The sequence below is a fragment of the Paenirhizobium cremeum genome, assembly GCF_047553425.1.
Classification (GTDB): Bacteria; Pseudomonadota; Alphaproteobacteria; order Rhizobiales; family Rhizobiaceae; genus Allorhizobium; species Allorhizobium cremeum.
On sequence record NZ_CP180217.1, the window covers coordinates 839,704 to 863,087 of the forward strand.

At 63.5% G+C, this 23,384-nt stretch carries 24 protein-coding genes and 1 riboswitch; of the genes, 13 read left to right on the top strand and 11 right to left on the bottom strand.

The window, feature by feature from the left end; translation table 11 throughout:
* Window positions 1–124: 124 nt before the first annotated feature.
* Together ACLBKR_RS04110 and ACLBKR_RS04115 are read left to right on the top strand one after the other, a co-directional pair.
* A complete protein-coding gene (locus ACLBKR_RS04110; RefSeq protein ID WP_113448324.1) occupies window positions 125–1,765 on the top strand; it encodes an N-6 DNA methylase in 1,641 nt (546 codons plus the stop codon).
* Between the two features lie 2 nt (window positions 1,766–1,767).
* Window positions 1,768–2,505, top strand: coding sequence for a hypothetical protein (locus ACLBKR_RS04115; protein WP_414900743.1), 738 nt, complete (start codon window positions 1,768–1,770; stop codon window positions 2,503–2,505).
* 314 nt (window positions 2,506–2,819) lie between these two features.
* On the opposite strand, the gene ACLBKR_RS04120 is transcribed toward ACLBKR_RS04115, so the two are convergent.
* Together ACLBKR_RS04120 and ACLBKR_RS04125 are read right to left on the bottom strand one after the other, a co-directional pair.
* On the bottom strand, window positions 2,820–4,016 hold the full coding sequence (locus tag ACLBKR_RS04120) for a diguanylate cyclase domain-containing protein (protein WP_414900745.1): 1,197 nt from the start codon (window positions 4,014–4,016) through the stop codon (window positions 2,820–2,822).
* A gap of 208 nt (window positions 4,017–4,224) precedes the next feature.
* A complete protein-coding gene (locus ACLBKR_RS04125; protein WP_113437495.1) occupies window positions 4,225–6,402 on the bottom strand; it encodes a PBP1A family penicillin-binding protein in 2,178 nt (725 codons plus the stop codon).
* 238 nt (window positions 6,403–6,640) lie between these two features.
* Between ACLBKR_RS04125 and ACLBKR_RS04130 the strand changes: the two genes are divergently transcribed.
* Window positions 6,641–7,105, top strand: a complete 465-nt coding sequence (locus ACLBKR_RS04130; protein ID WP_113338891.1) for a YcgN family cysteine cluster protein — start codon at window positions 6,641–6,643, stop codon at window positions 7,103–7,105.
* A 24-nt stretch (window positions 7,106–7,129) separates the two neighbouring features.
* Here ACLBKR_RS04130 and ACLBKR_RS04135 read toward each other — a convergent pair whose 3' ends face one another.
* From ACLBKR_RS04135 to ACLBKR_RS04170, 8 genes are all read right to left on the bottom strand, one after another.
* A complete protein-coding gene (locus tag ACLBKR_RS04135; protein ID WP_414900748.1) occupies window positions 7,130–8,191 on the bottom strand; it encodes a FecCD family ABC transporter permease in 1,062 nt (353 codons plus the stop codon).
* Window positions 8,191–9,144 (bottom strand): ABC transporter substrate-binding protein, encoded by a 954-nt coding sequence (locus tag ACLBKR_RS04140; protein ID WP_113437496.1) that lies wholly within the window; start codon window positions 9,142–9,144, stop codon window positions 8,191–8,193. Before ACLBKR_RS04140 ends, ACLBKR_RS04135 begins: the two co-directional genes overlap by 1 nt.
* Window positions 9,144–9,962, bottom strand: a complete 819-nt coding sequence (locus ACLBKR_RS04145; protein ID WP_113338889.1) for an ABC transporter ATP-binding protein — start codon at window positions 9,960–9,962, stop codon at window positions 9,144–9,146. The genes ACLBKR_RS04140 and ACLBKR_RS04145 overlap by 1 nt, the downstream gene beginning before the upstream one ends.
* 108 nt (window positions 9,963–10,070) lie before the next feature.
* Window positions 10,071–10,291, bottom strand: a riboswitch (cobalamin riboswitch).
* Between the two features lie 191 nt (window positions 10,292–10,482).
* Complete coding sequence (locus ACLBKR_RS04150; RefSeq protein WP_414900751.1) at window positions 10,483–10,986, bottom strand: DoxX family protein; 504 nt, start codon at window positions 10,984–10,986, stop codon at window positions 10,483–10,485.
* Entirely contained in the window at window positions 10,971–11,756 is a 786-nt protein-coding gene (locus tag ACLBKR_RS04155; protein ID WP_113426482.1) for a DNA-binding domain-containing protein, read from the bottom strand. Before ACLBKR_RS04155 ends, ACLBKR_RS04150 begins: the two co-directional genes overlap by 16 nt.
* Window positions 11,757–11,763: 7 nt before the next feature.
* Window positions 11,764–12,618, bottom strand: coding sequence for a DUF692 domain-containing protein (locus ACLBKR_RS04160; protein ID WP_414900754.1), 855 nt, complete (start codon window positions 12,616–12,618; stop codon window positions 11,764–11,766).
* Window positions 12,619–12,686: 68 nt separating this feature from the next.
* On the bottom strand, window positions 12,687–12,968 hold the full coding sequence (locus tag ACLBKR_RS04165) for a DUF2282 domain-containing protein (RefSeq protein ID WP_112830032.1): 282 nt from the start codon (window positions 12,966–12,968) through the stop codon (window positions 12,687–12,689).
* A 40-nt stretch (window positions 12,969–13,008) separates the two neighbouring features.
* A complete protein-coding gene (locus ACLBKR_RS04170) occupies window positions 13,009–13,281 on the bottom strand; it encodes a DUF2282 domain-containing protein (RefSeq protein WP_112830031.1) in 273 nt (90 codons plus the stop codon).
* Window positions 13,282–13,506: 225 nt separating this feature from the next.
* Between ACLBKR_RS04170 and ACLBKR_RS04175 the strand changes: the two genes are divergently transcribed.
* From ACLBKR_RS04175 to ACLBKR_RS04220, 10 genes are all read left to right on the top strand, one after another.
* Entirely contained in the window at window positions 13,507–14,061 is a 555-nt protein-coding gene (locus ACLBKR_RS04175) for a sigma-70 family RNA polymerase sigma factor (protein WP_112830030.1), read from the top strand.
* The gene (locus tag ACLBKR_RS04180; RefSeq protein ID WP_113338886.1) at window positions 14,058–14,693 is read left to right on the top strand and encodes a DUF1109 domain-containing protein; all 636 of its coding nucleotides are present in this window, start codon (window positions 14,058–14,060) and stop codon (window positions 14,691–14,693) included. Before ACLBKR_RS04175 ends, ACLBKR_RS04180 begins: the two co-directional genes overlap by 4 nt.
* A gap of 203 nt (window positions 14,694–14,896) precedes the next feature.
* Window positions 14,897–17,398: a heavy metal translocating P-type ATPase gene (locus ACLBKR_RS04185; RefSeq protein WP_113488168.1), complete on the top strand. Its 2,502-nt coding sequence runs from the start codon at window positions 14,897–14,899 to the stop codon at window positions 17,396–17,398.
* A 59-nt stretch (window positions 17,399–17,457) separates the two neighbouring features.
* A complete protein-coding gene (cueR, locus tag ACLBKR_RS04190; protein ID WP_113338885.1) occupies window positions 17,458–17,874 on the top strand; it encodes a Cu(I)-responsive transcriptional regulator in 417 nt (138 codons plus the stop codon).
* Between the two features lie 85 nt (window positions 17,875–17,959).
* Window positions 17,960–18,166: a cation transporter gene (locus ACLBKR_RS04195; protein WP_113338884.1), complete on the top strand. Its 207-nt coding sequence runs from the start codon at window positions 17,960–17,962 to the stop codon at window positions 18,164–18,166.
* Window positions 18,167–18,503: 337 nt separating this feature from the next.
* Window positions 18,504–18,854: a carboxymuconolactone decarboxylase family protein gene (locus ACLBKR_RS04200; protein WP_113338883.1), complete on the top strand. Its 351-nt coding sequence runs from the start codon at window positions 18,504–18,506 to the stop codon at window positions 18,852–18,854.
* A 185-nt stretch (window positions 18,855–19,039) separates the two neighbouring features.
* Window positions 19,040–19,294: a hypothetical protein gene (locus tag ACLBKR_RS04205; RefSeq protein ID WP_113488163.1), complete on the top strand. Its 255-nt coding sequence runs from the start codon at window positions 19,040–19,042 to the stop codon at window positions 19,292–19,294.
* Between the two features lie 275 nt (window positions 19,295–19,569).
* Window positions 19,570–20,184 (top strand): hypothetical protein, encoded by a 615-nt coding sequence (locus tag ACLBKR_RS04210; protein WP_414900759.1) that lies wholly within the window; start codon window positions 19,570–19,572, stop codon window positions 20,182–20,184.
* Window positions 20,185–20,827: 643 nt separating this feature from the next.
* Window positions 20,828–22,042 carry a DNA-packaging protein gene (locus ACLBKR_RS04215; protein WP_113338970.1) on the top strand — a complete coding sequence of 405 codons (1,215 nt, stop codon included), beginning with the start codon at window positions 20,828–20,830 and terminating at the stop codon, window positions 22,040–22,042.
* Between the two features lie 104 nt (window positions 22,043–22,146).
* Window positions 22,147–22,968, top strand: a complete 822-nt coding sequence (locus ACLBKR_RS04220) for a hypothetical protein (protein ID WP_113338880.1) — start codon at window positions 22,147–22,149, stop codon at window positions 22,966–22,968.
* Between the two features lie 127 nt (window positions 22,969–23,095).
* Here the strand turns inward: ACLBKR_RS04220 and ACLBKR_RS04225 are convergent, their stop codons facing one another.
* Window positions 23,096–23,230, bottom strand: coding sequence for a hypothetical protein (locus tag ACLBKR_RS04225; RefSeq protein WP_280520011.1), 135 nt, complete (start codon window positions 23,228–23,230; stop codon window positions 23,096–23,098).
* Between the last annotated feature and the right edge of the window lie 154 nt (window positions 23,231–23,384).

Below are 23,384 nucleotides of genomic sequence, written 5' to 3' on the forward strand. Positions count from 1 at the left end.
GAGTCATCAAGTTGAGAGAACAAAAAAAGAACGTTATACTGCTGCACAAGGATCAAGCAGCATTGACCAACCGGAATGGCTATGTGATTTTGAACTGAAAATTGTACTACTTCGTGGGGAAAACGTGGATCATCTCGGGCAACATCAGAAAGCACGCGGCGCGTTTTTCACTCCGTTCGAAATTAGTCAATTCATCAGTAATTGGGCTATTCGCACTGGCGGCGATCGCGTCCTTGAACCCTCATGCGGTGACGCGGCGTTCCTGCTTCCAAGTGCATCGAAGCTAGTTGAGCTTGGCGCGTCCCCAAAAGAACTGCCTCGTCTCCTCTACGGTGTGGATATTCATGGGCCTTCGGTTGCGGAAGCTGGCAGTCGCCTCACGCAGAAGGGGTTCGCGGCCTCGATTACGGAGAGCGATTTCTTCGACCATGAGCCCCAGCAGTTATATGATGCCGTAATAGGCAACCCCCCTTACGTACGTTATCAAGATTTTTCCGGCGCGGCGCGGGCGAAAAGCTTGAGGGCTGCGCTTGCGCATGGCGTTCGGCTTACATCGTTAGCCAGTTCTTGGGCAGCATTTACCATACATGCATCTGAGTTCCTTAACGACAATGGGCGGTTGGGTTTGGTTTTGCCTGCCGAACTTATGTCGGTGAATTATGCCGGAGAAGTTCGGCGTTTCTTGATGAGTCGATTTGCCAAGGTGCGTTTAGTCGTTTTTGAGCAACTACTTTTCCCCGGCGTCCTCGAAGAGGTAGTCTTGTTGCTCGCGGAGGGACGCGGAACCGCGAAGAGCTTTGAAGTGTATCAGGCGCGTGACGCAAGCAGCTTGGCCAGTCTCGACACATCATCATGGCGTGGATTTGTACCGGCTGCCGATGAGAAGTGGACACCCGCTCTTATACCGAACGACGCCCTTGATGCGTATCGCGAACTTACGCAGGGTGATAGCTTCGTGCGCATGGTCGATTGGGGCGACACATACCTAGGGTCGGTGACCGGCAATAATAGTTACTTCACAATGTCGGCAGCAACAGTATCGGACTTGGGCTTGCGCAAGTCTGAGGTTTTGAAGATCTCTCCGCCCGGCGGTCGGCACCTGAAAGGCTTGACGTTCAGTGAACGAGCATGGGGGCAGTTGGCCAAGGAAGGTGCACGATGCTTCCTGTTCGCGCCCTCAGTATCAGATATGTCGAGCGGAGCGAAATCATACATTGAACAAGGCGAGCGTGATGGTGTGCCCAAGGCATACAAATGTAAGACGCGAACGCCGTGGTGGCGTGTGCCACTGGTAGCACAGCCTGATTTGTTGTTCACATATATGAACCATGACCGACCGAGGCTTACGACCAACGAGGCAGGGGCGCTAGCTCTAAACTCTTTGTACGGCGTTAAGCTCAAATCTGAATTGAGGGAACTAGGCAAATCAATGCTTCCAATTGCTTGCTTGAACACCGTGACACTTCTGGGTTCGGAGGTTGTCGGTCGCTCATATGGTGGCGGTCTCCTAAAACACGAGCCGCGAGAAGCCGATTTGATGCCGGTTCCTACACCTGCAATTTTGAAAGCCGCCGCTAACGAGTTAATGCTGATAGCCCCTCAACTAGCCGTCACACTGAGACAGAACAAGCTGTTGAAGGCTGTGGAAATGGTGGATGCAATCATATTGGAGCGTCATCTTAAGCTGGACGCCGTGCAATTGGGCCAGTTGAGACAGGCGCGCGAAGCGCTGTTTCAACGACGCGTCGCAAGAGGAAAGAAGTAGTAGTGCCTAGGATTGATGACCTTCTTGAAACGGCACTAAAGTCGTTGCCTGCAAAACCAGACGACAATGCGAACCAAAGCGACAAGAAACGGTACAGCGAGCGTGTCTCTGAAGTCGTGGCCCAAGCATTGGCGGCTGAATTACGGCATCGCGGATTGAAAGAAGCTCGTCCGGCCCCTCCGGGGGCTTTGGACAGCTCGGGAGCTGAACGCCGAATGGCTGGTGGCCTTGGAGCAAAGAAGGTCGATGTCACATGGGCCACCGAAGAAGCGGGCTTGCTTCTCGCCATTTCGGTGAAAAGCATTAATTTCAGGGACAAGAAGACTGGCAATTTCCAAAAGAACTTGGTCAATCGGCGCGGCGATATGCTTATGGAAGCAGTCACGCTTCACCGTCGTTTTCCTTATGGTGTCCTGGCGGGTTTCTTCTTCATGGACAAGGGCGCTGAAAACGATAACACCGCTCGACGCAAATCTACGTTCTTGAACGCCAATGCCCGTTTGCGGCTATTCACCGGCCGCAATGATCCTGCCGGCCGCGATGAACAATTCGAGCGCTTTTATCTCATCTTGTTGGAGGCATCGCCTACCTCGCTCGATTTGAGGGCATACGAGGTTGGAAAACCAGACGAGCAGGTGCCGTTGGACAAAGTCATAACCGGGTTGCTCACCATAGTTGCTGAGCGGAACCCCGACTTTTATGAACTTGATGACGATGGAAATCTGCGTTCTGCCGTCTGACATGACTACAAGTGTGCAAAGCGAATTTATATAACGAGAAATTTGCGAGGGGATATTCATGTCTCTTCCGGGGGGGCGGTGTCGCCATGGGATGCCACTAGTTTGGGCGTGCTAAACGATATCCCGGCAATACTTGCGATCTTTTCGCTCCAGCTTCTGCCGCGACATAGAGAGTATAATGGCCAGAGCATGCTTGTCCGCAGGTGCATCCTAATCGACACCCAAAACACCGCTCCAGCAGTTGCCAGCTGGAGCGCTTTTTCAAATTCCTGACACCTAGCCCTGCGGACACAACCTCCACCGTATCCCACCCCTCAAGCCGCATCCGTCCTCTCGCCCTCGGCCGGGGGGCCGAAGTGCCAGCCGTTGCGGCCGTCGGCCTTGACGGCGTAGAGGCCGCGGTCGGCGGCGTCGAGGGTTTCGGAGAAGCTGGCTTCGTCGGCGATCGAGCCGCAGCCGATACCGATGCTGATGGTCACGTGGCGGTTGCGGTCGCCGGTGTGGTCGTGCGGGATGGCAAGCGCCCGGACCGCCCGGCGCATGCGCTCGGCGAACATGCCGGCGCGGGCGGAATCGGCAAGCGGCATCAGCGCCAGGAATTCCTCCCCGCCATGGCGCGACAGGTGGATTGCGTCAGGCAGTTCGCGGCGCATGCTTTCGGCGACGGCGCGCAGGCAGGCGTCGCCGGCGCTGTGGCCGTAATTGTCGTTGAAGGCCTTGAAATGGTCGATGTCGATCAGCAGCAGCGCCGATTGCGCAAGGTCCTCCGCCCGATACCAGCGGCGAAGGCGCGCCAACTCGGCCTCGGCGCCCCGCCGGTTGGGAAGCTGGGTCAGGGGATCGGTGACCGACAGACGCTCCAACTCGCCGTTCTGGCGGGAAAGCTCGCGCTTCAGCGCCTCGTTCTCATGCGCCTGCAGGAAGGCGATCTGCCGCTCCGCCTCCAATTGATGGCTGGAGATCAGCGTCAGCGCCGCCGTCGGTATGTAGAGGGCGAGGTGATAGAGCACGTAATCGAGGCTGACGCCCTTCAGGAACCAGATGAAGCCGTAGTTCAGCAGGAAACAACAGAGCGTCGCATAGAGCGTGATCTTCAGGGGAGCCCTGACGGCGATGGTGATGACCATCTGGAACACCGCCGCGGCATAGTAATAATGCAGCGCCGCCGGGCTTTCGCTTGCCGTCAGCACGATGCACCAGACGAGATTGCCTGACAGCACCACGGCGAGCGTCGCCGCCTCCTTGCGGGCGATCGGCCGCCGGCCCATCTGGTATTGGCTGAGCGCCATCGCCAGCGGCAGCATCAGCCCGAAGCGCAGCGACAGCGACAGCCAGACGATGTCGCCGAGCAGCATCGCGTCGACGGCGGCATAGATCAGATAGAACAGCGTGACGGTAAACGTGGTCTGGTTCAGCGAATGGCTGCGGGCCACCGCGCGGTCGCGCTCATAGGCCGAACGTTGTTCGTCCGTCAGGCGCGGGCGTGGGTCCAGACCAAGCCAGTTGTCCATCAAACATCGTCCAAGGCGCGAAAGAAAAGGGAAGCCCCGCTCGGGACCGGCGCAACAAATAGGTCGTTCGACTTAATCAGCCTTTAAAGCAACGAAAAACGCGCCTGAAACGGGCGGGCTTGACGCTCCGTGGTTAACGGCGGGTAACCGTCGGGGCAAGCGGCGTTTCAGCCCCGGATACTAAGGGGTTTTTGCCGGTCCGGCCGTCTCATTCCGAGCCACGCAGTTCGGCGCTTGCAAGCTTCTGTATCGGCCGGGCCGGCGGCTTTGCTTCCTTCAGCATGCGGGCGATATCGCGAATCAGCCGGGTCGAGCCGGCCGACAGCGAACGCGGCCGGACCGGGGCGGGCAGGGCCTCCTCGCCGTCCTTCGGCGCGGCCTTTGCCACCTTCTCGCCGGTCACCTCCTTGCCCGGGTTCTCGAAGCCGGGAATGGGCCTGAGATCGATGCCCTGATGGGCATAGTCCATCAGCTTCTTGAAGGTCATGGCCGGCACCGAGCCGCCGGTCATGTTGTTGGTCGAGGTATAGTCGTCATTGCCGAACCAGACGGCGGCGGCGTAGTTGCCCGTGAAGCCGCAGAACCATGCGTCGCGATAGGCCTGCGTGGTGCCGGTCTTGCCGCCCGTCAGAACCCCGTCGACGGCGGCGCGCCGCGCCGTGCCGATATAGGGAACCTTGGTCAGCATCTGCAACATGGAATGGGCTGCCTGCTCGGAGAGGACGCGCTGAGGCTGCGGTTCGTCGCGGTCGAAATCGTAGAGCACGTCGCCATTATAGTTCATGATCTGCTGGATGCCGTGGCGGCGCGACTGGTAGCCGCCGGTCGGAAACACCGCATAGGCGGTCGCCTGGTCGAGCACGGTCACTTCCGAGGTGCCGATCGGGATCGTCACGTCTTTTCGGATGGGTGTTTCCACGCCGAATTTCTTCGCCTCCGCCATGATATCGTTAATGGCGTTGGGGCCGAGCCTGTCCTTGGCGAGACGCACCGGGATGGTGTTGATCGACTTGACCAGCGCCGTCTCGATGTTGATGCGGCCGGCATAGCTGTTGCCGTAGTTCTTTGGGCTCCAGTTGCCCCAGGAAATCGGGCCGTCGGTGATCGGCGTCTCCGGGGTGAGCCCGCTCTCCATGGCCAGCGAATAGGTGTAGATCTTGAAGGAGGAGCCCGGCTGGCGCAGCGCCCGCGTGGCGCGGTTGAACTGGCTTTCGCCGTAGTCGCGTCCGCCCACCATGGCGCGCACGGCGCCGCCGTTCTCGATCAGCACCAGCGCGCCCTGCTTGACGTGATAGGCCTCGCCATATTCGCGCAGGCTGGAGGCGACGGCCTCCTCCGCGGCCTTCTGCAGGCCGGTATCGACGGTGGTGCGCACGACAAGCGAATGATCGGGGAATTTCGCCGCGATCCTTTGCACCTCGTCGAAGGCCCAGTCGAGGAAGAAATCCGGCGCCTCGGCCTGGCCGCGGTCGACCACGGTCGCCGGGTTGCGCCGGGCGGCGATCACCTGTCCCTCGGTCATGATGCCGCCCTGCACCATGTTGGACAGCACCTCGTTGGCGCGGGCGCGGGCCGCCGGCAGGTTGACATGCGGCGCGTATTTCGCCGGCGCCTTGAACAGGCCGGCGAGCATGGCGCTTTCGGCGAGCGTCACCTCGGTGATCGGCTTGCCGAAATAGAATTGCGAGGCTGCCGCCGCCCCGAAGGTGCCGCCGCCCATATAGGCGCGGTCGAGATAGAGCGAGAGGATTTCCTTCTTGCTGAGATTGGCCTCGAGCCACAGCGACAGGAAGGCTTCCTTGATCTTGCGCTCGATCGAGCGTTCATTGGTGAGGAACAGGTTCTTGGCGAGCTGCTGGGTCAGCGTCGAGCCGCCCTGCACGACGGAACCGGCCTTGGCGTTTTCGCTCATGGCGCGGATCAGGCCGAGGAAGTCGATGCCGAAGTGATCGAAGAAGCGGCGGTCCTCGGTGGCGAGAACGGCCTTGATGAGATGGTCCGGCAACTCGTCGATCGGCACCGAATTCTCGTGGATGATGCCGCGATGGCCGATCTGGTTGCCGTAGCGGTCGAGGAAGGTGACGGCGAAGTTGTCGTGGTTGCGCCAGTCCTTCTTGGTCTCCTCGAAGGCCGGCTGGGCGAGCGCCAGAAGCACGACGAAGCCGGCGGTGCCGAGCGTCATGCCTTCGCCGAGCACCTCGAAGAACAGCCTTTTGAGGCCGCGCACCCGGAAGCGGCGGAAGAAGATGGTGATCTCCTCCCAGGCTTCGGTGAATTTGAAGCCGGCGTTCCACAGCGTGGAATCGATCCAGCTATCGATGCGCAGGAAGATATGGCGCTTGAGGCGCGGCTTCTTTTCCGGTTCCGGCGGCAGGTTGTCGGCCACGCAATTGCTTCCCAGGAATGCTGCGGACAGGCGTCCGCGACTGTCGATCCGGACCGTCCGATACGGGGGTGCCCGCAAAACGCAGCCGGCCCCTGGATCGTTCGACCCTTGACGCGACCGCCGGCAGGGGCCAAGAGCATGACGAACCGGCCGGCAAATCGGTGAATGCTGATAGATTGTCGATTTGTACGCAAAGAACAAGAAAAAAGCGGGGCGCAGTCCGCCCCGGTGACGGGCAATGACCGAACTACCCTACTGGAAGACCAAGACCCTTGCCGAAATGACGCTTTCCGAATGGGAAGCGCTGTGCGACGGCTGCGGCCTCTGTTGCCTCAACAAGCTGGAAGACTGGGACACCGGCGAGGTGGTGTTCACCTCCGTTGCCTGTCGCCTGCTCGACGGGGAAAGCTGTCGTTGCAAGGATTATGAAAACCGCAAGGCGACCGTGCCGGACTGCATCCAGCTCACCGTCAAGGGCGTGGACGAGATCGGCTGGCTGCCGCCGACCTGCGCCTACCGGCTGATCGGCGACGGCGAGGATCTCTACTGGTGGCATTATCTCGTTTCCGGCGACCGCGAGACGGTGCATGCGGCGGGCATCTCCGCCCGCGGCCGCACGGTGTCCGAAGAGGACGTCGATGTCGAGGACTTCGAGGACTACGTGGTCGACTGGCCGCTGAGGGTGGGAGAGGGCGGCCGCTGAACGCCGCTGCCGCCGGGTGATGCGCTATCCGGCAGACCGGTTGCCGCGCATCAGGCCGATGAAGAAGATGCCGCCGGCAAGGCCGGTGATGATGCCGATCGGCATGTCCTGGGGCGGAATGATGATGCGCGCGGCGATGTCGGCGACCACCAGCAGGATCGCCCCGGCGAGCGCCGACAAAGGCAGCACCCGCCGGTAATCGCCGCCCACGACCCCGCGCACGATATGCGGCACCATCAGCCCGACGAAGGAGATGATGCCGGAAAACGCGACGGCGGCGCCGGTCAAAAGGGCGCAAACGACGAAGGTCGCCAGCCGGAAGCGGCCGGCGTTGAGGCCGAGCGTCGTCGCACTCTCGTCGCCGAGCGTCATGGCGTTGAAGTTGCGGGCGTTGAGGAAGATGTAGAGGCCGCATCCGAAAAGGGCCGCCAGCGGGTAGGGCAGGTGCGACCACTGGGCAAGGCCCAGCCCGCCCAGCATCCAGAAGACCACGGTATGGGTGGCGCGGGGATCGCCGAGCAGGATCGCGAGGCTTCCGAGCGAGGAGATCACGAAGGAGATCGCCACGCCGGAAAGGATCAGCCGGCCCGCATCGGCGGAATGCGTGAAGCGCGCCGTGGCGATCACCAGCGCCGTGCTGCCGAGAGCCCCCGCGAAAGCGAAGAGCGGCACCGTCACCGCCCCGAGGATCATGCCGGTATGCAGCATGGCGACGATGGCGCCGAGGGCCGCCCCTGAGGATATGCCGAGCAGATGCGGATCGGCGAGCGTATTGCGCGTCACCGATTGCAGCGCGGCGCCGACGAGCGCCAGGCTCGCGCCGATCGTCGCGCCGAGGATGACCCGCGGCGCCCTGACTTCCCAGACGATGTTGTCGCGGCCCGCCGACCAGCTTGCCTCTATTCCCTCGATCCCGAGATGGCTGGCGACGACCTTCCAGACGACATCGAGCGGAATGCCCGTGGAGCCGACGCTGACGCCGAACAGCATGGTGCCGCCAAGGGCGAGCGCCAGGCCGGCGATCAGCAGCGGCATGGCGTGGATCAGTGCGTGGCGCGGACCGCGGACGAAATTCCGATGACTCATCAGTTGCTCTTCGGATGGAAGGCGGTGGCAAGCGCCTTCACCGCCTCGATATTGCGCGGGCCGGGCGTGGCCTGGGCATAGGGCAGGATCACGAAACGGTTGTTCTTCACCGCCGGAATATCCTTGAAGGCTGGGTTCCGGCGCATGAAATCGATCTTCTCCGCTGCGCTGACCGCGCCGTAATCGACAATCAGCACGATATCGGGATTGCGCTCGATGACCGGCTCCCAGCCGACCTCCGTCCAGCTCGTTTCGACATCCTCCATGATGTTCCTGCCGCCGGCCGCCTCGATGAGCGCCGTCGGCATGGCGAAGCGGCCGGCGGTGAACGGCTTTTCCTCGCCGGAATCGTAGACGAACACCTTCGGCGCCTCGCCCGCGCCGGCGACGGTCGCCGTCGCCGCCGCAATCTCCCGCTTGTAGCCGTCGACCAGCGCGGCCGCCTTTTCCTCGACGCCGAAGATGCGCCCGATGTTGAGGATGTCGTTGTACATGTCGTCCATGGACGACTTGTCCTTCTTCATGATGTGGATGCAGCTTTCGGTCAGTTCATAGACCTTGATGCCGAGGGGTAAGAGCGTGTCCGGGGTGAGCTCTCCCCCGACCTTGAGGCCGTAGTTCCAGCCGGCGAAGAGGAAGTCGGCGTCGGCTGCGAGCAGCACTTCCTTGGTCGGCCGCTGCGGCGCCAGTTCCGGCAGGCTGCCGAGGCGCTCCTTCAGCGCGGCGTCCATCTTGTACCATCCGGAAATGCCGGAATAGCCCGCCATGTTGCCGGTGAGGCCGAGCGCCAGCATCATCTCCGTCAGGTTGATGTCCTGCGAGACCGCGCGCTTCGGCGCCGCCTCGAAGGTGACGTCGCGATTGCAGCTTTTGACCGTGACGGGAAAGCCGGATGCTGCCGCCATGGAGGCGGCAAGGCTGAAGGTGGCGGCAAGAAGAAGGGCTAGGCGCATCAGATACTCCCCTGAACATGCGTTTCGAGATGAAAGGAAAAGCGGGGACGGCCGGTCGCCGGATTGCGGTCGATCACGGTTTCCACGGAAAAGGTTTCGCGAATGGCATCGGGCGTCAGGACGCCGGCGGCGGGACCGCAGTCGACCTGTCGTCCGTCGCGCAGCACCAGAACCCGGTCGGCATGGGCCGAGGCGAGGGCGAGGTCATGCAGCGATACGATGACGGTCGTCGGAAGCGCCGACAGCAGGGCGAGCACCTCGAGCTGGTGGCGAATGTCGAGATGATTGGTCGGCTCGTCGAGGATCAAAAGGTCCGGCTTCTGCACCAGCGCCTTGGCGATCAGCACGCGCTGCTTTTCCCCGCCGGACAGCGAGGTGAAGGACCGGTGCGCCAGATCGGCAAGGTTCAGGAGGTCGAGCGCCGCGCCGATGGCGAGACGGGTCTCCCTGCGGTCAGCTTTTCCGGCATGGGGCGCAAGGCCGAGTTCGACCACCTCGGCGACCGTCAGCCCGAAATCGCCGGCCGGCTCCTGCAGGACCGTCGCCACGCGCCGGGCGACATTGCGAAGCGGCATCCGCCAGATATCCGCGCCGTCCAGCGAGATACGCCCCGCAAGCGGCCGATGAAAGCGGTAGAGGCAGCGCAGCAGGCTGGACTTGCCCGCGCCATTCGGGCCGACGATGGCGAGCATTTCGCCGGCGGAAACGGAAAAGCCGATATCCCGGACGATCGGCGCACGCCGCGAGGGCCCCCACGCGAGATCCTCCACGAGGAGCGCGGCGGGACTAGCTCCGTGAAGATAGGGTGAAAGCTCCATCGCAAGCCTCCGCGAACGCACGGGGGCTCAAGCGAGAATCAGTCGGGCAAAGATCGGAAGAGAAATCTACAATCGCCATCGTCATTCCCCCAGGCACACCCCGGCCAGGTTTCGTTGATCGTCGACGGCAGGTCTCCTGACTCACGGGTCAAAGCGCCTTCGCACCTTCCCAGCCTTTCGGGCCAGTGGCGCATGTTGCGAAGGAACTCGCCGTTCACAGTTGCGGGGGCAGCCACGGATTTGCGCCCTGATGGGTACGTCGCACCGTGTTCCCTTTTAATCCCCTGAAAGCGTATGCCGTTGGGGGAACCTTCAACGACCGGCATGTAACTTTGTAACGGCCATGAAGTCAACTGCCGATATCAGGTTTGTAAGGCTTCGGGCGCGAAGGGGCCTCCTTCCGCCAAAAGCACAAGCGACAAACAACGTCCAATCGCCGATCCCCTCCCGTGTCGGGAGGGGCATCCCTGATGTGGTCCTCGGGTGCTTCCTTGATCGGGCGGGGATATCGCAGCGGATTTCAGGCGGTGCGGCCGGTGGATGCGCCGTTTCGCTCGAGGCGCTGTGCGATCAGGTGGTCGAGGGAAAAGAGGCCCGGCCCGCGGGCGATGACCACGAGCAGGCAGGCGGCCCAGGTGCCGTGGGTCGGCCAGGCGTCCGGATAGACGAAGATTTCGATCACCAGCGTCATGCCGAGCAGCGCCAGGGCGGAGAGACGGCTGGCAAGTCCCAAGACCAGCAGGACCGGAAAGAGATGTTCGGCAAACGCGGCCATGTGGGCGGCAAGCCATGGGCTGAGCAGCGGCAGCCTGTATTCGTTCTCGAACAGATAGATCGCATTTTCCGAGACGCGCCAGCCGTCGAGCTTTGTCTGGCCCGACTGCCAGAAGACGCCGGCAATCGAAAGCCGTGCGACCAGGGCGATGAAGCCGTTCGGAATGCGTTCGAGCATTGCTATGCCGGAGAGCGCTCTGTGCAGGAGCGGCTGGCCCTGCGCCGGGGCCATGGTCATCGGATGTGGCATGGGTTTTCCTCCCTGATCGTGATGTCGATGAATGCGCCGCTGGCCAGGAGTGTGGCGAGAGCGGCCGCAAGGTTGAAGGCGTCCGTCTCCCGGACGGCGAGGTCGGCGGCTTCCGCCAGCGAAAGGCCCCGGACGAGCGCGTCGAAGAAGGCGGCGGCGCCGGGCGGCAGACGATGAACTTCGACGGTCATCGCCGGACGCGCGATGAGGGCGTCCTCGCCCGCCCAGTCGTCGACCGGCGCAAGCTCCGCCTCGCCGGCATTCATCGCCCAGATGGTGACGGCGGGATGGGCGAAGCGCAGGACGGCGAGGGACGGATGCGGCGTGAAGGTGAGATCCGCCAGCCGTTCGGCAGGCACCTGCGCCAGCGTTTCCGCCGCCAGCGGCACGGCATCGGCTGCATGATAGGCGTGCCCGCGGGCGATCTCCAGCCGGATGACGTCGGGCAGGTAGGGCAGGCCCGCCGCCGGCGCGAAGGTCGAGACGAAATCGGCGAAGCCATCGCCATAGTGCATGAGCAGCGGAGAGCGAGGCGGATGCGCGGCGATATATGCCGCGGCCATGGCGGCGAAGAAATCGGGTCCGACGATTGCCTCGCTCGCTGGAAAACGCGACGCAAGCGCCGCAGTGAGCCCGGCGCGCACATTGTTGCGATAGATGGAAAAGCGCCGTTCCGGCCGCGCGCCGGTCCATGCGCGCAGCCCGGCGGGAACGGGACTTGTCCAGTCGGCAAGGGCTTCGGCGAAGCGCGCCTGTGTCGTTGCGGTCATGGCGGCCTCACGCGGCATGGCCGCGGCGCGCACGGCCGAGCACGGCTTCGGCGGCCTGCGCCTCGGCAAGCAATATCGGCCATTCCGGCACGTCGTTATCCCACTCAATCAGGGTGGCGACCGGGCCGGTGCGCGACAGGACGGTTTCGTAGAGCGCCCAGACCGGGTCCTTGACCGGTGTGTCGTGCGAATCGACGAGCAGCGGTGCGCCGGCATCGTCCAGAGTCTCGGAATGGCCGCTCAGATGGATTTCCCGCACATGCGCTAGCGGGAAGCCGGCGAGATAGGCGCAAGGGTCGAGATTGTGATTGGTCGAGGCGACGAAGACGTTGTTCACGTCGAGCAGCAGGCCGCAGCCCGTGCGCCGGGCGATCTCCGACAGGAATTCGGTTTCGGCAAGCGTGCTTTCCTCGAAGAGCAGATAGGTCGCCGGATTTTCCAGGAGCATCTGCCGGCCGAGACGCTCCTGCACCATGTCGATGTGTTCGACGACCTGGCGCAGCGTCTCGTCGGTATAGGGAAGCGGCAAGAGGTCGTTCAGGAAGACCTCGCCATGGCTCGACCAGGCGAGATGTTCGGAAAAGCTGTCCGGTTCGTAGCGGTCGCAGAGGGTTTTCAGCCGGGCGATGTGCTCGCTGTCCAATGGCTGCATTGCGCCGATCGACAGACCGACACCGTGGATGGAAAGCGCGTAGTCGGCCCTGATGCGGGCCAGCCTGGCATGTGGCGGGCCGCCCGCGCCCATGTAGTTTTCCGCATGCACCTCGAAGAAGCCGACGGGCTGGCGTGCCGCATCGATCTCCGCGAAATGCTCGGGCTTGAAGCCGACGCCGGCTGAGGCGGGCAGCAGGGAAGATTTCATCGCAGGTTCTCCGGGTTTCCGTCGGTGCCGCGGCGCGGTTTTGCCCGCGCCGCGTTGGTTTTCCTGTGTCAGACCGGTGCCGGGCCCTGCATCAGCGAGCCGTTGCCATCGGGCGTCTTGATGGTTGTGCAGGTGCCGGCCGGCACCAGCTTCCAGGCATTCTTCTGATAGTCGATCTTCGAGGTGCCGGCGCAGGTGGTGCCGGGGCCGGCGGCGCAGTCGTTCTGCCCCTTGAGGGCCACGCCGTAGCACTTCTCCTTCTGTGCCTCCTGCGCGGAAGCGCCAAGGTTGCCGGCGAGCACGAGGGCGGTGGCAAGCGACGTGGCCAGCGCGGTGCAGCGTCTGTTCATGGTGATGTCCTTTTTCGATGATGAAGGCAGAGGGTGGAAATCAGGCCGGCGTGAGCGAGCCGTGGCCGCCGCCCGGCACCATCATCGTCGTGCATGTGCCGGCGGGAACGAGCTTGAAGGACTGCTTGTCGTAGTCCATCGTCGCCTTGCCGGCGCAGTCGTGCTTGCCGGCGGCGCAATCGTTCTGTCCCTTCATCGCGACGCCGTAGCATTTTTCCTTGGCGGCATCCTCTGCGAGGGCCGGCGCGGCGAGGGAGGCGAGTGCGGAAGCAAGCGAGCCGGCAAGCGCCAGAGTGACAAAGCCGTTTTTCATCGTTAGTTCTCCTCATGTGGCAAGCCCTGATTGGCTTGGACATCGGGAGCTACGCAGCCGCCGGGGAAAACATTACGCGGGGTTTTCGCTTTCTTTGGCCGTCGTAATGGCGCAGTGAAGCGTTGTCTTGCGAAATAAATGCTGAAAATCAATGTGTTGACGAGCCGAAAAATTCGTCTCGATCGCTGCGGTAACAAAAACGTGTAGGCCGACGTAGAGGGTATAGTGAAGCAGTTGGAACGGGAAGCGCAGTGGGCCGAATGGATGCGCGGAGCGCTGGATGGCGACGCGGCGGCCTATGACCGTTTCCTGCGCGCGGTGACGCCGCATCTGCGCGCCATGGCCAGAAGGCGCTGCGAGCAGTTTGGCGCGCCTGCCGGCGAGGCCGAGGATATCGTTCAGGAGGTCCTGATCGCCGTGCATCTGAAGCGCGGCAGCTGGGACCCGGGCCGGCCCATCGGTCCATGGCTTTCGACGATCGTGCGCAACAAGCTGATCGACAGCCTGAGGCGGCGCGGGCGCCGCATCGACGTGCCGCTCGAGGACGTGATGGCGACGCTGGAAGCGGAAGAGGGCGCGGATGTCGCCGACAGGCTGGACGCCGAGACCGTTCTCACGCGGCTGAAGGAGCCGCAACGGGACATCGTGCGTTCGATTTCGCTGGAGGGCGCCGGCGTGAAGGAAACCGCCGAGCGGCTGAAGATGAGCGAAGGTGCGGTCCGGGTGGCGCTGCACCGGGCATTGAAGACGCTGTCCGCCCTTTACCGGAGTGAAGCATGAAGACGGACGAACTGATCAGGCTGCTTGCGGAAGACGCGCCGGTGCGCATGCGCCTCGGCCGGATGCTGGTCCCGGCGCTCGTCTTCGGCATACTGGCTTCGGCGGGGCTTTTGCTTTCGACGGTCGGGCTGCGCGTCGATCTCGCAACGGCGATCGAGACGGCGCGTGTCGCCTTCAAGATCGGTGCGACGCTGCTGCTTGCCGTTCTCGCCTGCGTGGTCGTCGCCCGGATCGGCCAGCCCGGCCTCGCCGTCCGTTCCCAGGCTCTCTTGCTCCTTGTGCCGGCCGCCCTGCTGCTCGTGGCGATCCTTGCCGAGCTTTTCGTCCTGCCGAGAGGGGAATGGACGACGCGCCTTCTCGGCCTGCACGCGGCCTTCTGCGTTTTCTTCATTCCGGTGCTGTCATTGGCGCCGCTTGCCGGCCTTATGATCGCGCTGCGCCAGGGGGCTCCGGGAAATCCGGGCCTTGCGGGCGCCGCCGCCGGGCTTGCGGCGGGCGCCGTGGGGGCCGCCATCTATGCCTGGCATTGCCCGGATGACAGCCCACTTTTCATCGCCACCTGGTATACGCTCGCCATCGCCTTGGTGACGGCCGCAGGCTACGGGCTCGGCCGGAAGGTGCTGAGGTGGTGAGGGCGGGTATTCTCTCCCCCGTCATGCATGCGACAAAAAATCTTCCATTCGCTCCTTGACCCTCCCATGATGGGAAGGTGCATCTATGGTGCGGTCCTCCCTCGCTTCCCATATGGGGTGGGGGATATCGCAACGGTTTTCAGGTTTCGCGGCCGGTCGAAGCGCCTGTTTCGGGCGAGGCTGCGAGACCGGGGGTGACGATGATGAACGAGATGCCGAGAAACAATGCGCCGGCCGCCCAGCCGATCATCCTGCCGGTCGAGGGCATGACCTGTGCCTCCTGCGTCAAGCGGGTCGAGAAGGCGGCCGCCAAGGTGCCGGGCGTTGCGGCAAGCGCGGTGAACTTTGCCACCGAGACGCTGAGTGTGACGCCGGGGCCCGGTTTTTCGGCGGAAGCTCTGGTCAAGGCGGTGCAGGATGCGGGCTATGAGGCGAAGGCCGAGACGGTGACGCTCGATATCGAGGACATGACCTGCGCCTCCTGCGTCTCAAGGGTGGAAAAGGCCCTGAAGAGCGTGCCGTCCGTCGAGAGCGCCTCCGTCAACCTTGCAACCGGCAAGGCGGTGGTGACAGTGCTTGGCGGCAGAAGTGCCGTTCCCGCTCTCACAAAGGCGGTCGAGAGGGCCGGCTATAAGGCGAAGCTGCAGGCCGAAGCCGGCGAGACGGATACCCACGAGGAAGCAAAGGAGCGGGAGATTTCCCGCCTGACCCGCGACTTCTGGATCGCGCTGGTGCTGTCGCTGCCGCTTTTCGTGATGGAGATGGGCAGCCACATCTATCCGCCGCTGCATCACAGGCTGATGGACATCTTCCCCGGCAACCTCCTGAATTACATCCAGTTTACGCTCGCGACGCTGGTGCTTTTCGGCCCCGGCCGCCGTTTCTTCGTCAAGGGCGTTCCGGCGCTTTTGCGCGGCGGGCCGGACATGAATTCGCTGGTCGCGATCGGCACCGGTGCCGCCTATCTCTATTCGCTGGCGACCACCTTCGCGCCTGACGCGCTGCCCTATGAGGCACGGCACGTCTATTACGAGGCGGCGACCGTGATCGTGACGCTGATCCTGCTCGGGCGGTTGCTGGAAGCGCGCGCCAAGGGCCGCACCGGGGCCGCGATCAAAAAGCTTGCCGGCCTGCAGGCCAAGACCGCCCGCGTCGAGCGCGACGGCGAAACGCTGGATATCGCCGCGTCCGACGTGGTGGCCGGCGATGTCGTGGTGGTGCGTCCGGGCGAGCGCATTCCGGTCGACGGCAGCGTGATCGACGGAGCCTCCCATGTGGACGAGGCAATGATCTCCGGCGAGCCGGTGCCGGTCGAGAAAACCGCCGGCGCAACCGTGATCGGCGGCACGATCAACGGCAAGGGGTCCTTCCGTTTCCGCGCCGAACGGGTCGGCTCCGACATGATGCTCTCGCAGATCATCCGCATGGTGGGCGAGGCGCAAGGGGCGAAACTGCCGATCCAGATGGCGGTCGACAAGGTGACGGCCTGGTTCGTTCCGGCGGTGATCGGCATTGCCGTGCTGACCTTCCTCGTCTGGCTCGTTATCGGGCCGGAGCCTGCCTATACCTACGGCCTAGTTGCGGCCGTCGCCGTTCTCATCATCGCCTGCCCCTGCGCCATGGGGCTCGCCACGCCGACCTCGATCATGGTCGGCACGGGGCGCGCCGCCGAACTCGGCGTTCTCTTCCGCAAGGGCGAGGCGCTGCAGACGCTCAAGGATGTCGACACGGTTGTCATGGACAAGACCGGCACGATCACCAAGGGCCGGCCGGAACTGACCGATATCGCCGTGGCCGAAGGCTTCGGGGAGGATCGGGTGCTGACGCTTGCCGCAAGCCTCGAGGCGCGCTCCGAGCATCCGGTGGCCGAGGCGATCGTCAAGGCTGCAACGGCGCGCGGGCTTGCGGTCGAAGCGGCCGACGCCGTCGAGGCGGTGGCGGGCTACGGTATCGCCGGCAGGGTTTCCGGCGTCACGGTGGCGGCCGGCGCCGACCGTTATATGGCAAAGCTTGGCCTCGACGTATCGATCTTCGGCGAGACGGCGGCACGGCTGGCAGCAGAGGGCAAGACGCCGCTTTATGTCGCGCTTGACGGCCGGCTTGCCGCTGCGATTGCCGTTGCCGATCCGTTGAAGCCGACCAGCATTCCGGCGGTGAAGGCGCTGAAATCGCTGGGATTGTCGGTGGTCATGGTGACGGGCGACAACCGCCGGACGGCGGAAGCGATCGGGCGCGCGACCGGCATCGACGAGGTGGTGGCGGAAGTGCTGCCCGAGGGGAAGGTGAAGGCGATCGAGGCGCTGCGCGACAAGGGCCGCAAGGTGGCCTTCATCGGCGACGGCATCAACGATGCGCCCGCACTGGCCAGCGCCGATACCGGCATTGCGATTGGAACCGGAACGGATGTCGCCATCGAAAGCGCCGACGTGGTGCTGGTTGGCGGCGACCTCTCGGGCGCGGTGCATGCCGTGGAAATCAGCCGCAGGGTCATCCGCAATATCGGCCAGAATCTTTTTTGGGCCTTCGGCTACAACATATTGCTGATCCCGGTTGCCGCGGGCATCCTCTACCCGCATTTCGGGATCATGCTCTCGCCGATGGTGGGCGCCGCGGCCATGGGGCTTTCGAGCGTCTTCGTCCTGACCAATGCCTTGAGGCTGAAGCGGGCCACCGTGGCGGATATCGGCACGGCGGGGGCGGCATGATGCAAGCGGTTTCGAAGGAAGGCCATCGGGTTGGAGAACGGAAGGGAAAGGAGTGACGCATGAACATCGGTGAAGCCTCTCTCGCCTCCGGCGTTTCGGCCAAGATGATCCGCTATTACGAGGAAATCGGCCTGGTTCGCCCCGCCACACGCACCGCCAGCAATTACCGCATCTATGGCGAGGACGAGGTGAACCGGCTGCGCTTCGTGCGGCGCTCCCGCGATCTCGGCTTCTCGCTGGAGGAGACGGAAAAGCTGCTGGCGCTCTGGGCCGACAAGGAAAGGGCGAGCGGCGAGGTGAAGAAACTCGCGCTCGACCACATTGCCGAACTCGAGGAAAAGATCGCCTCGATGAAGGCCATGGTGGCGACGCTGAGCGAGCTTGCGGAAAGCTGCCACGGCGACCACCGGCCGAGCTGCCCGATTCTCGCGGATCTCGCCGGCAGCGGCAAGAGGACGCGGGCCCACCGGAACTGATCCTGGTTTTTGCCTCTTGACCTTCCAATTGTAGGAAGGTGCAAGAAGGACCGGTCCGATAGGTCGGAAACGGAAGGAAGAGACGATGAACGAGATAGTGCGATTTGCGGTGGAAGACATGACCTGCGGCCATTGCGAAAAGGCCGTGACCAGGGCGCTGGGCGAGGCCCTGCCGGGCGCTGCGGTGACGATCGACCTGAAATCCCACGAGGTCTCGGTGGCCGGCGACGCTGCCAAGGCCGAGGAAGCGATACGCGAGGCCGGCTATACGCCGGTCCGGAAAAGCGCCTGACGGCGCGGGCCCTGGCGCATCGAGCTTTCCGAAGATCGGTATCGATTTTCGGAGAGCTCGATGCGCAGATTCAATAATTCGGAGCGTCCTTTGTGCGTCCTGATGGACGCACGGCGCTCCAGGGTAAGGGGTCCGAAAACGGCCGGGAGCGATCCCGGCCGTTTTCTTTTTGTGGGTTGGGTTTGTTCTTCAATGGATTGAGAACGAAAAAGACGGAGCGCTGTGCGCCCGCTAGTCCAGTTTGCCGCACCATGTCTTTCCGTCGTTTTCATGCTTGCGGCAATCTGAAATCTTCATGTATATGAATTTATATATGTTTTGATTGAAAGGGTGACCGGTGAGCAAGGACTATCTCGACATCACGAAGGAAATCTCCAATGGTCTCAAGATCTTGCGCAAGGACGTTCCGGATGTGATGGCCGGCTTCTCCGCCCTGGCGCAGGCCGCCACCAAGGCAGGCGCGCTGGACAAGAAGACCAAGGAACTGGTGGCGCTTGCCATTGCGATCTCTACCCGCTGCGACGGCTGCATCGGCTTCCACACCGAGGCGCTGGTCAAGCTCGGCTGCAGCAAGGCGGAATTCGAGGAAACGCTGGGCATGGCCGTCTACATGGGCGGCGGCCCGTCGCTGATGTATGCCGGCCATGCGATGACCGCTTGGGAACAGTATGGCGGGGCGGCTGAGTAGGGGGAAGGCGCGATCCGCCCAGTATTGGCGTTTCTCCGGCGGAGGCCTGGGCGCTAGCTTGAGCCTCTGTTTTCCGAGGAGCCCCCGCCATGCGCCGCATTGTCCCGATCCTGCTTTTTTTCGCCGGCATGCCTTTCGCAGCGAATGCGGCCTAGCCGAACTTCTACGAAAAGGAGATCGGTTCGATGAAGGATTGCGACGCGATTTTTACCGCCACTACGCCGGACTGGCAAAACCGGCCGGAATTCATCACGCGTAACCTCTCGGGTGGACGCAAACAGGTCGTGCAATGCCTGCCCGACGGCGTTGTCGAACTCTCTTGCGATCCGCAGAACCACCACGCGATGGCGGCGGTGCTGGAAGGCGAGACGCTGCCGGCCTGCAGCAAGATCACGCCCGGCATCAAGGTTCGCAATGTGGATACGTTGATGGAGCGGTAGTGAGGGGACGGGTTTCACCCCATCCCTCGGTGGCCAGCCGGTATCAAATAGCTGTGTGGAGCGACCGGAAGGGGAAAATCCGAAAATAGGAAAATAATCCTTGACGGCGTGACGGTGGTTTGATAGGGTTCAGGCATCGTCGGAGAGTTGCGGCCGGAGCGGAGTGTTTCGGGGCGCGGTCTTCGGCAAAGGGATTTCAGCAGGGCTCGGGCGACCGGGCCTTTTTTATTGGCCGGTGGTTGCCTTGCGAAGCCGGCGGTGAGCGGGAGGCGGCGATGCGCAAGGAGCGGGAAATCGATCTCATGCTGTCGGGCCGCAAGCCTTTTGCTTTCGAGCGTGAGGGCGAAGGCGAGGGCTGGAGCTTCGAGCAAATCGGGCGCGCGGCCGAGCGCGTGGTGCTGGAATTGAAGTCGGCCGAGGGGCTTTCCGCCGCCGACCGCTATGAGCTGCTGCTCAATGAGTTGATGGGCGAGATGGCGCGGCAGTTCGAACTGTTTCGCAGCCTGAGGGCTTCGGCGGAAGCGATGCTTTCGCGGATCGAGGCGGATGGGGGAGCGGCCGACGATGCGGCGGCAAAGCTTGCCCGCGCCGACGCCAAGGCGGCGACCGATGCGATCTCATTGATTGTCCGCACGCTGGAAAAGGTCGATGCCCTGCAAAGGCAGTTTGCCCGCGACCGGGCGGAGGCCGAGGAACAGCGAGCCGAGAGCGAGGATCATGACCGGATACGACAGGAACTCGCCGACCTCATCGAAGAGCGGGCACTGGAGCGCGCCGCTGCCATGCTGGCCGCGCGCGGCGACGGCTCTGGAGATGCTGATGGCGAGGGGATCGGCTGTGCAGGGCCTGGGTATGCCGGGCTTGGGGCCGGATGCGGGCCTCCCGGATAACCGGGCGACAAGCCGGAAGAAGAAAGCAAAGGAACGCCATCGGATCGCCGCGTCGGCGAGAGCGGTGGCTGCGGCCACGGACGACATGGTCAAGGGTATCGGCACGATCGCGGACAGGGTGACGGGCATGCGTCGGTTGACCGCCGCGTTGGAGGGCGTTGCCGCCGCCGGCTCCAGCGTGTCGACGAGCCCGCCGGACGGACATGGTCCCGGATCGGCGAAAGCGCAGGCGCAAGCCATCGCGGCCGGGGCGACGCATGCGCATCCGAAAGAGGTTTCGGCGGGCGGGCAGGGCACGATGCAGCCGGCCGGCAGCGCGGCGGCGGCCGCCACGCCCGGTAGTGGACGGGGTGCGGCAGGCTTTGGGGGTGAGGCTGGCTGCGCTGTGGATGAAGGCCCCGAAGGCGGACGCGGTTCCATTGGGCGGTCCGATGGAGGGCGGGGTGAGGTGGCTCACACCGGAGGCGGTGACGTCGGGAATGGATGGGCTGCGAATGGGCAGGCCGAGAGGCGTTCGGCCGAAGGCGAACGCGCGGGGAATGCGCGGGCGGATAACACGCGGGAAAAAGGAAGGCATGCCACCGGCGCGGTGGCGGGTCTCGATGCCCTGCTGCGCTCGGCGCCTTCGGGTGCGATTGCCGCGATGCGGCGCGACTGGCGTTTTCTGGCGCGGGCCGAGCAATTGCCGCCGCCGGGCGACTGGCTCACATGGCTGATGATGGGCGGGCGCGGCTCCGGCAAGACAAGGGCGGGCGCGGAATGGGTTCAGGCCATCGTCCGGGCCGCCGGGCCGAAGACGGATTTGAGGATCGCGCTGGTGGCGGAAACGCTGGGCGATGCCCGCGAGGTGATGATCGATGGCCCCTCGGGGCTGGTGCGTATTGCAACCCGCATGCGGCCGGAGGTGGAGATTACGCGCAGGAGGCTCGTCTGGCCGAACGGCGCGGTGGCGCAGATCTTCTCCTCGGAAGATCCCGAAAGCCTGCGCGGCCCGCAATTCCACTTCGCCTGGTGCGACGAACTGGCGAAATGGAAGCATGCGCAGGAGACCTTCGACATGCTGCAATTCGCGCTGCGTCTAGGGACCGCGCCCCGGCAGGTGGTGACCACCACGCCGCGGGCCGTGCCGCTTCTGAGGCGGCTGATCGCCGAGCCCGGAACCCGGCTGACAAGGCTTTCGACCGCGGCCAATGCCGGCAATCTCGCTCCCGGCTTCATCGCCGCGCTGGAGCGCCGCTACGGCGGCACGCGGCTCGGACGGCAGGAACTGGGCGGCGAACTGATCGAGGATCGCGAGGATGCGCTGTGGAAGCGCGACCGTCTCGAAGGCATCATCATAAGGCTGACCGAACCGCTGAGGCGCATCGTCGTCGCGGTCGACCCGCCGGCGGGCAGCGGCGAGCGCTCCTGCTGCGGTATCGTCGTGGCCGGCCTGATGGAAAACGGGCAGGCGGTGGTGCTGGCGGACGTGTCAGTCGAGGGCCGGAGCCCGGCAATATGGGCAAGGGCCGTCGCCTCCGCCTATCGCCGCTTCGAGGCCGACCGGGTGGTGGCGGAAGTCAACCAGGGCGGGGAAATGGTGGCGGCCATGCTGAAAAGCGTGGAGGCGAACCTGCCCGTCAGCATGGTCCGGGCGACGCGCGGCAAGTTCCTGAGGGCCGAGCCGGTGGCGGCACTCTACGAACAGGGCCGGGTCCTGCACGCGGCCCGGTTTCAGGAGCTGGAAGACCAGATGTGCGACTTCGGCCCGGAGGGGCTCTCGTCGGGACGCTCGCCCGACCGGCTGGATGCGTTGGTCTGGGCGCTGACGGCACTTCTCCTCGAAGGCGCGGGCGAACCGCGAATCCGCGGCGTCTGATGCCTATCGCCGCTTCCCCGAACCCGGCACGGGGCCGGGTCCGGCACGATTGACAAGTTTCGCGGAACGTACAATCCTGAGTGGAGGTTTCGGGGGAGGGGTCCATGAAGAAACTGATGGTGGCCGCGCTTTGCGCGGAGCTCGCAGGCTGCGCGACATCCGGAGGTGGTGGCAATGTGACGCCGATCTCCATGGCCGATTTTCTCGCCAAGCTGAGTTGCGAACTCTACAGGAGCCGCGAGGAATTCGGCTATCTGAAACGTGACGACTGGGTGGTCTCCGCCGCCTTCGAACTCAAGATGAACTATGAAGGCGGCCTGAACCCTTCGGCAACCTTCAGCGACACGCTCTCGACACCGGGGGAAAGCCTGTCCTTCGCCCTGCCGTTCGGCGTGAGCCGGAAGGGTTCGCGAACCTATAACCAGAATTTCGTGATTTATCTGTCCGACAAGTCGGAGAAGGCCTGCAGCATCCATGTCCCGGATGCGAGCCCTGTCGTCGGCACGCTCGGTACGCGCGAACTGATTGCCGAGAACCTTCGCGCCGAGACATTCGTCAAGGAGATGGGAGGTGCGATTGAGGTGACCGGCATTCAGGGGGCGGAGAAGGCCGTGTTTTCCGGCAAGACGGAATTCGCCTTCACCGCCCGTATTTCGGACGCTGGGCCGACCTGGGTATTGACCCATTTCACCGGGCCGGGACCGCTGGTTTCCGCCTCGCGCACGAATATCGGTACGCTCACCATGGTCTTCACCCGCTTGCCGCCAAAGCCGGCGGCGCCACCGCCGAAAAAACCGCAACCGCAGTTCACCAAATTGCGGGCTGCGCCCTCGGCCGAGGCCCCGGCAGCGGTCCAGCCGGATTGGCTGCGACGCGGCATCGAAGGCTTCAAGGTGCTGGAGTTCAACCGCGATCTCAGGGAGTGAATGCGATGCCGGCCGTCCTGCGGCCGGCACTGCCAAAGGAAACGGCCGGTCCCTCGATGGAGGGCCGGCCGTTTTGCTTCGGGTCGTTCGACGCCGGGATTGCCTGGAACCGGAATGAGAACCGGGATTACTTGGAAGAAGACGCGGACGGCTGGTTGCTGCCCTGGCGCATCTGGCGCCATTCGCTTTCGAGACGCTCCATGACATGGGCGGGAATGGTGGCGGCATTGGTCTTCGTCTGGGTCGTGCTGTTGGTCTGCATCGATCTACTCCTCACGGCTCAAGGTTAGGCCAGAAATGCTGTCTGCAGGTGCCTAAACGCGGAATAAGCCGGAAGGTTCCACAGAGTTAAATCTTTGTAAATATGAGGGTTAAGCTCCTCAAACGATTGAAATTATTTTAAACGTTTGAATTCC

Excerpts from the sequence above, each read along its gene's own strand:
- ACLBKR_RS04195 (WP_113338884.1), top strand. The coding sequence starts at position 17,960 with ATGAACGAGATAGTGCGATTTGCGGTGGAAGACATGACCTGCGGCCAT.
- ACLBKR_RS04185 (WP_113488168.1), top strand. The coding sequence starts at position 14,897 with ATGAACGAGATGCCGAGAAACAATGCGCCGGCCGCCCAGCCGATCATC.
- ACLBKR_RS04225 (WP_280520011.1), bottom strand. The coding sequence starts at position 23,230 with ATGCAGACCAACAGCACGACCCAGACGAAGACCAATGCCGCCACCATT.
- ACLBKR_RS04130 (WP_113338891.1), top strand. The coding sequence starts at position 6,641 with ATGACCGAACTACCCTACTGGAAGACCAAGACCCTTGCCGAAATGACG.
- ACLBKR_RS04165 (WP_112830032.1), bottom strand. The coding sequence starts at position 12,968 with ATGAACAGACGCTGCACCGCGCTGGCCACGTCGCTTGCCACCGCCCTC.
- ACLBKR_RS04170 (WP_112830031.1), bottom strand. The coding sequence starts at position 13,281 with ATGAAAAACGGCTTTGTCACTCTGGCGCTTGCCGGCTCGCTTGCTTCC.
- ACLBKR_RS04210 (WP_414900759.1), top strand. The coding sequence starts at position 19,570 with ATGCGCAAGGAGCGGGAAATCGATCTCATGCTGTCGGGCCGCAAGCCT.
- ACLBKR_RS04220 (WP_113338880.1), top strand. The coding sequence starts at position 22,147 with ATGAAGAAACTGATGGTGGCCGCGCTTTGCGCGGAGCTCGCAGGCTGC.
- ACLBKR_RS04160 (WP_414900754.1), bottom strand. The coding sequence starts at position 12,618 with ATGAAATCTTCCCTGCTGCCCGCCTCAGCCGGCGTCGGCTTCAAGCCC.
- ACLBKR_RS04135 (WP_414900748.1), bottom strand. The coding sequence starts at position 8,191 with ATGAGTCATCGGAATTTCGTCCGCGGTCCGCGCCACGCACTGATCCAC.
- ACLBKR_RS04120 (WP_414900745.1), bottom strand. The coding sequence starts at position 4,016 with ATGGACAACTGGCTTGGTCTGGACCCACGCCCGCGCCTGACGGACGAA.
- ACLBKR_RS04145 (WP_113338889.1), bottom strand. The coding sequence starts at position 9,962 with ATGGAGCTTTCACCCTATCTTCACGGAGCTAGTCCCGCCGCGCTCCTC.
- ACLBKR_RS04180 (WP_113338886.1), top strand. The coding sequence starts at position 14,058 with ATGAAGACGGACGAACTGATCAGGCTGCTTGCGGAAGACGCGCCGGTG.
- ACLBKR_RS04155 (WP_113426482.1), bottom strand. The coding sequence starts at position 11,756 with ATGACCGCAACGACACAGGCGCGCTTCGCCGAAGCCCTTGCCGACTGG.
- cueR (WP_113338885.1), top strand. The coding sequence starts at position 17,458 with ATGAACATCGGTGAAGCCTCTCTCGCCTCCGGCGTTTCGGCCAAGATG.
- ACLBKR_RS04215 (WP_113338970.1), top strand. The coding sequence starts at position 20,828 with ATGCGGCGCGACTGGCGTTTTCTGGCGCGGGCCGAGCAATTGCCGCCG.
- ACLBKR_RS04150 (WP_414900751.1), bottom strand. The coding sequence starts at position 10,986 with ATGCCACATCCGATGACCATGGCCCCGGCGCAGGGCCAGCCGCTCCTG.
- ACLBKR_RS04140 (WP_113437496.1), bottom strand. The coding sequence starts at position 9,144 with ATGCGCCTAGCCCTTCTTCTTGCCGCCACCTTCAGCCTTGCCGCCTCC.
- ACLBKR_RS04205 (WP_113488163.1), top strand. The coding sequence starts at position 19,040 with ATGAAGGATTGCGACGCGATTTTTACCGCCACTACGCCGGACTGGCAA.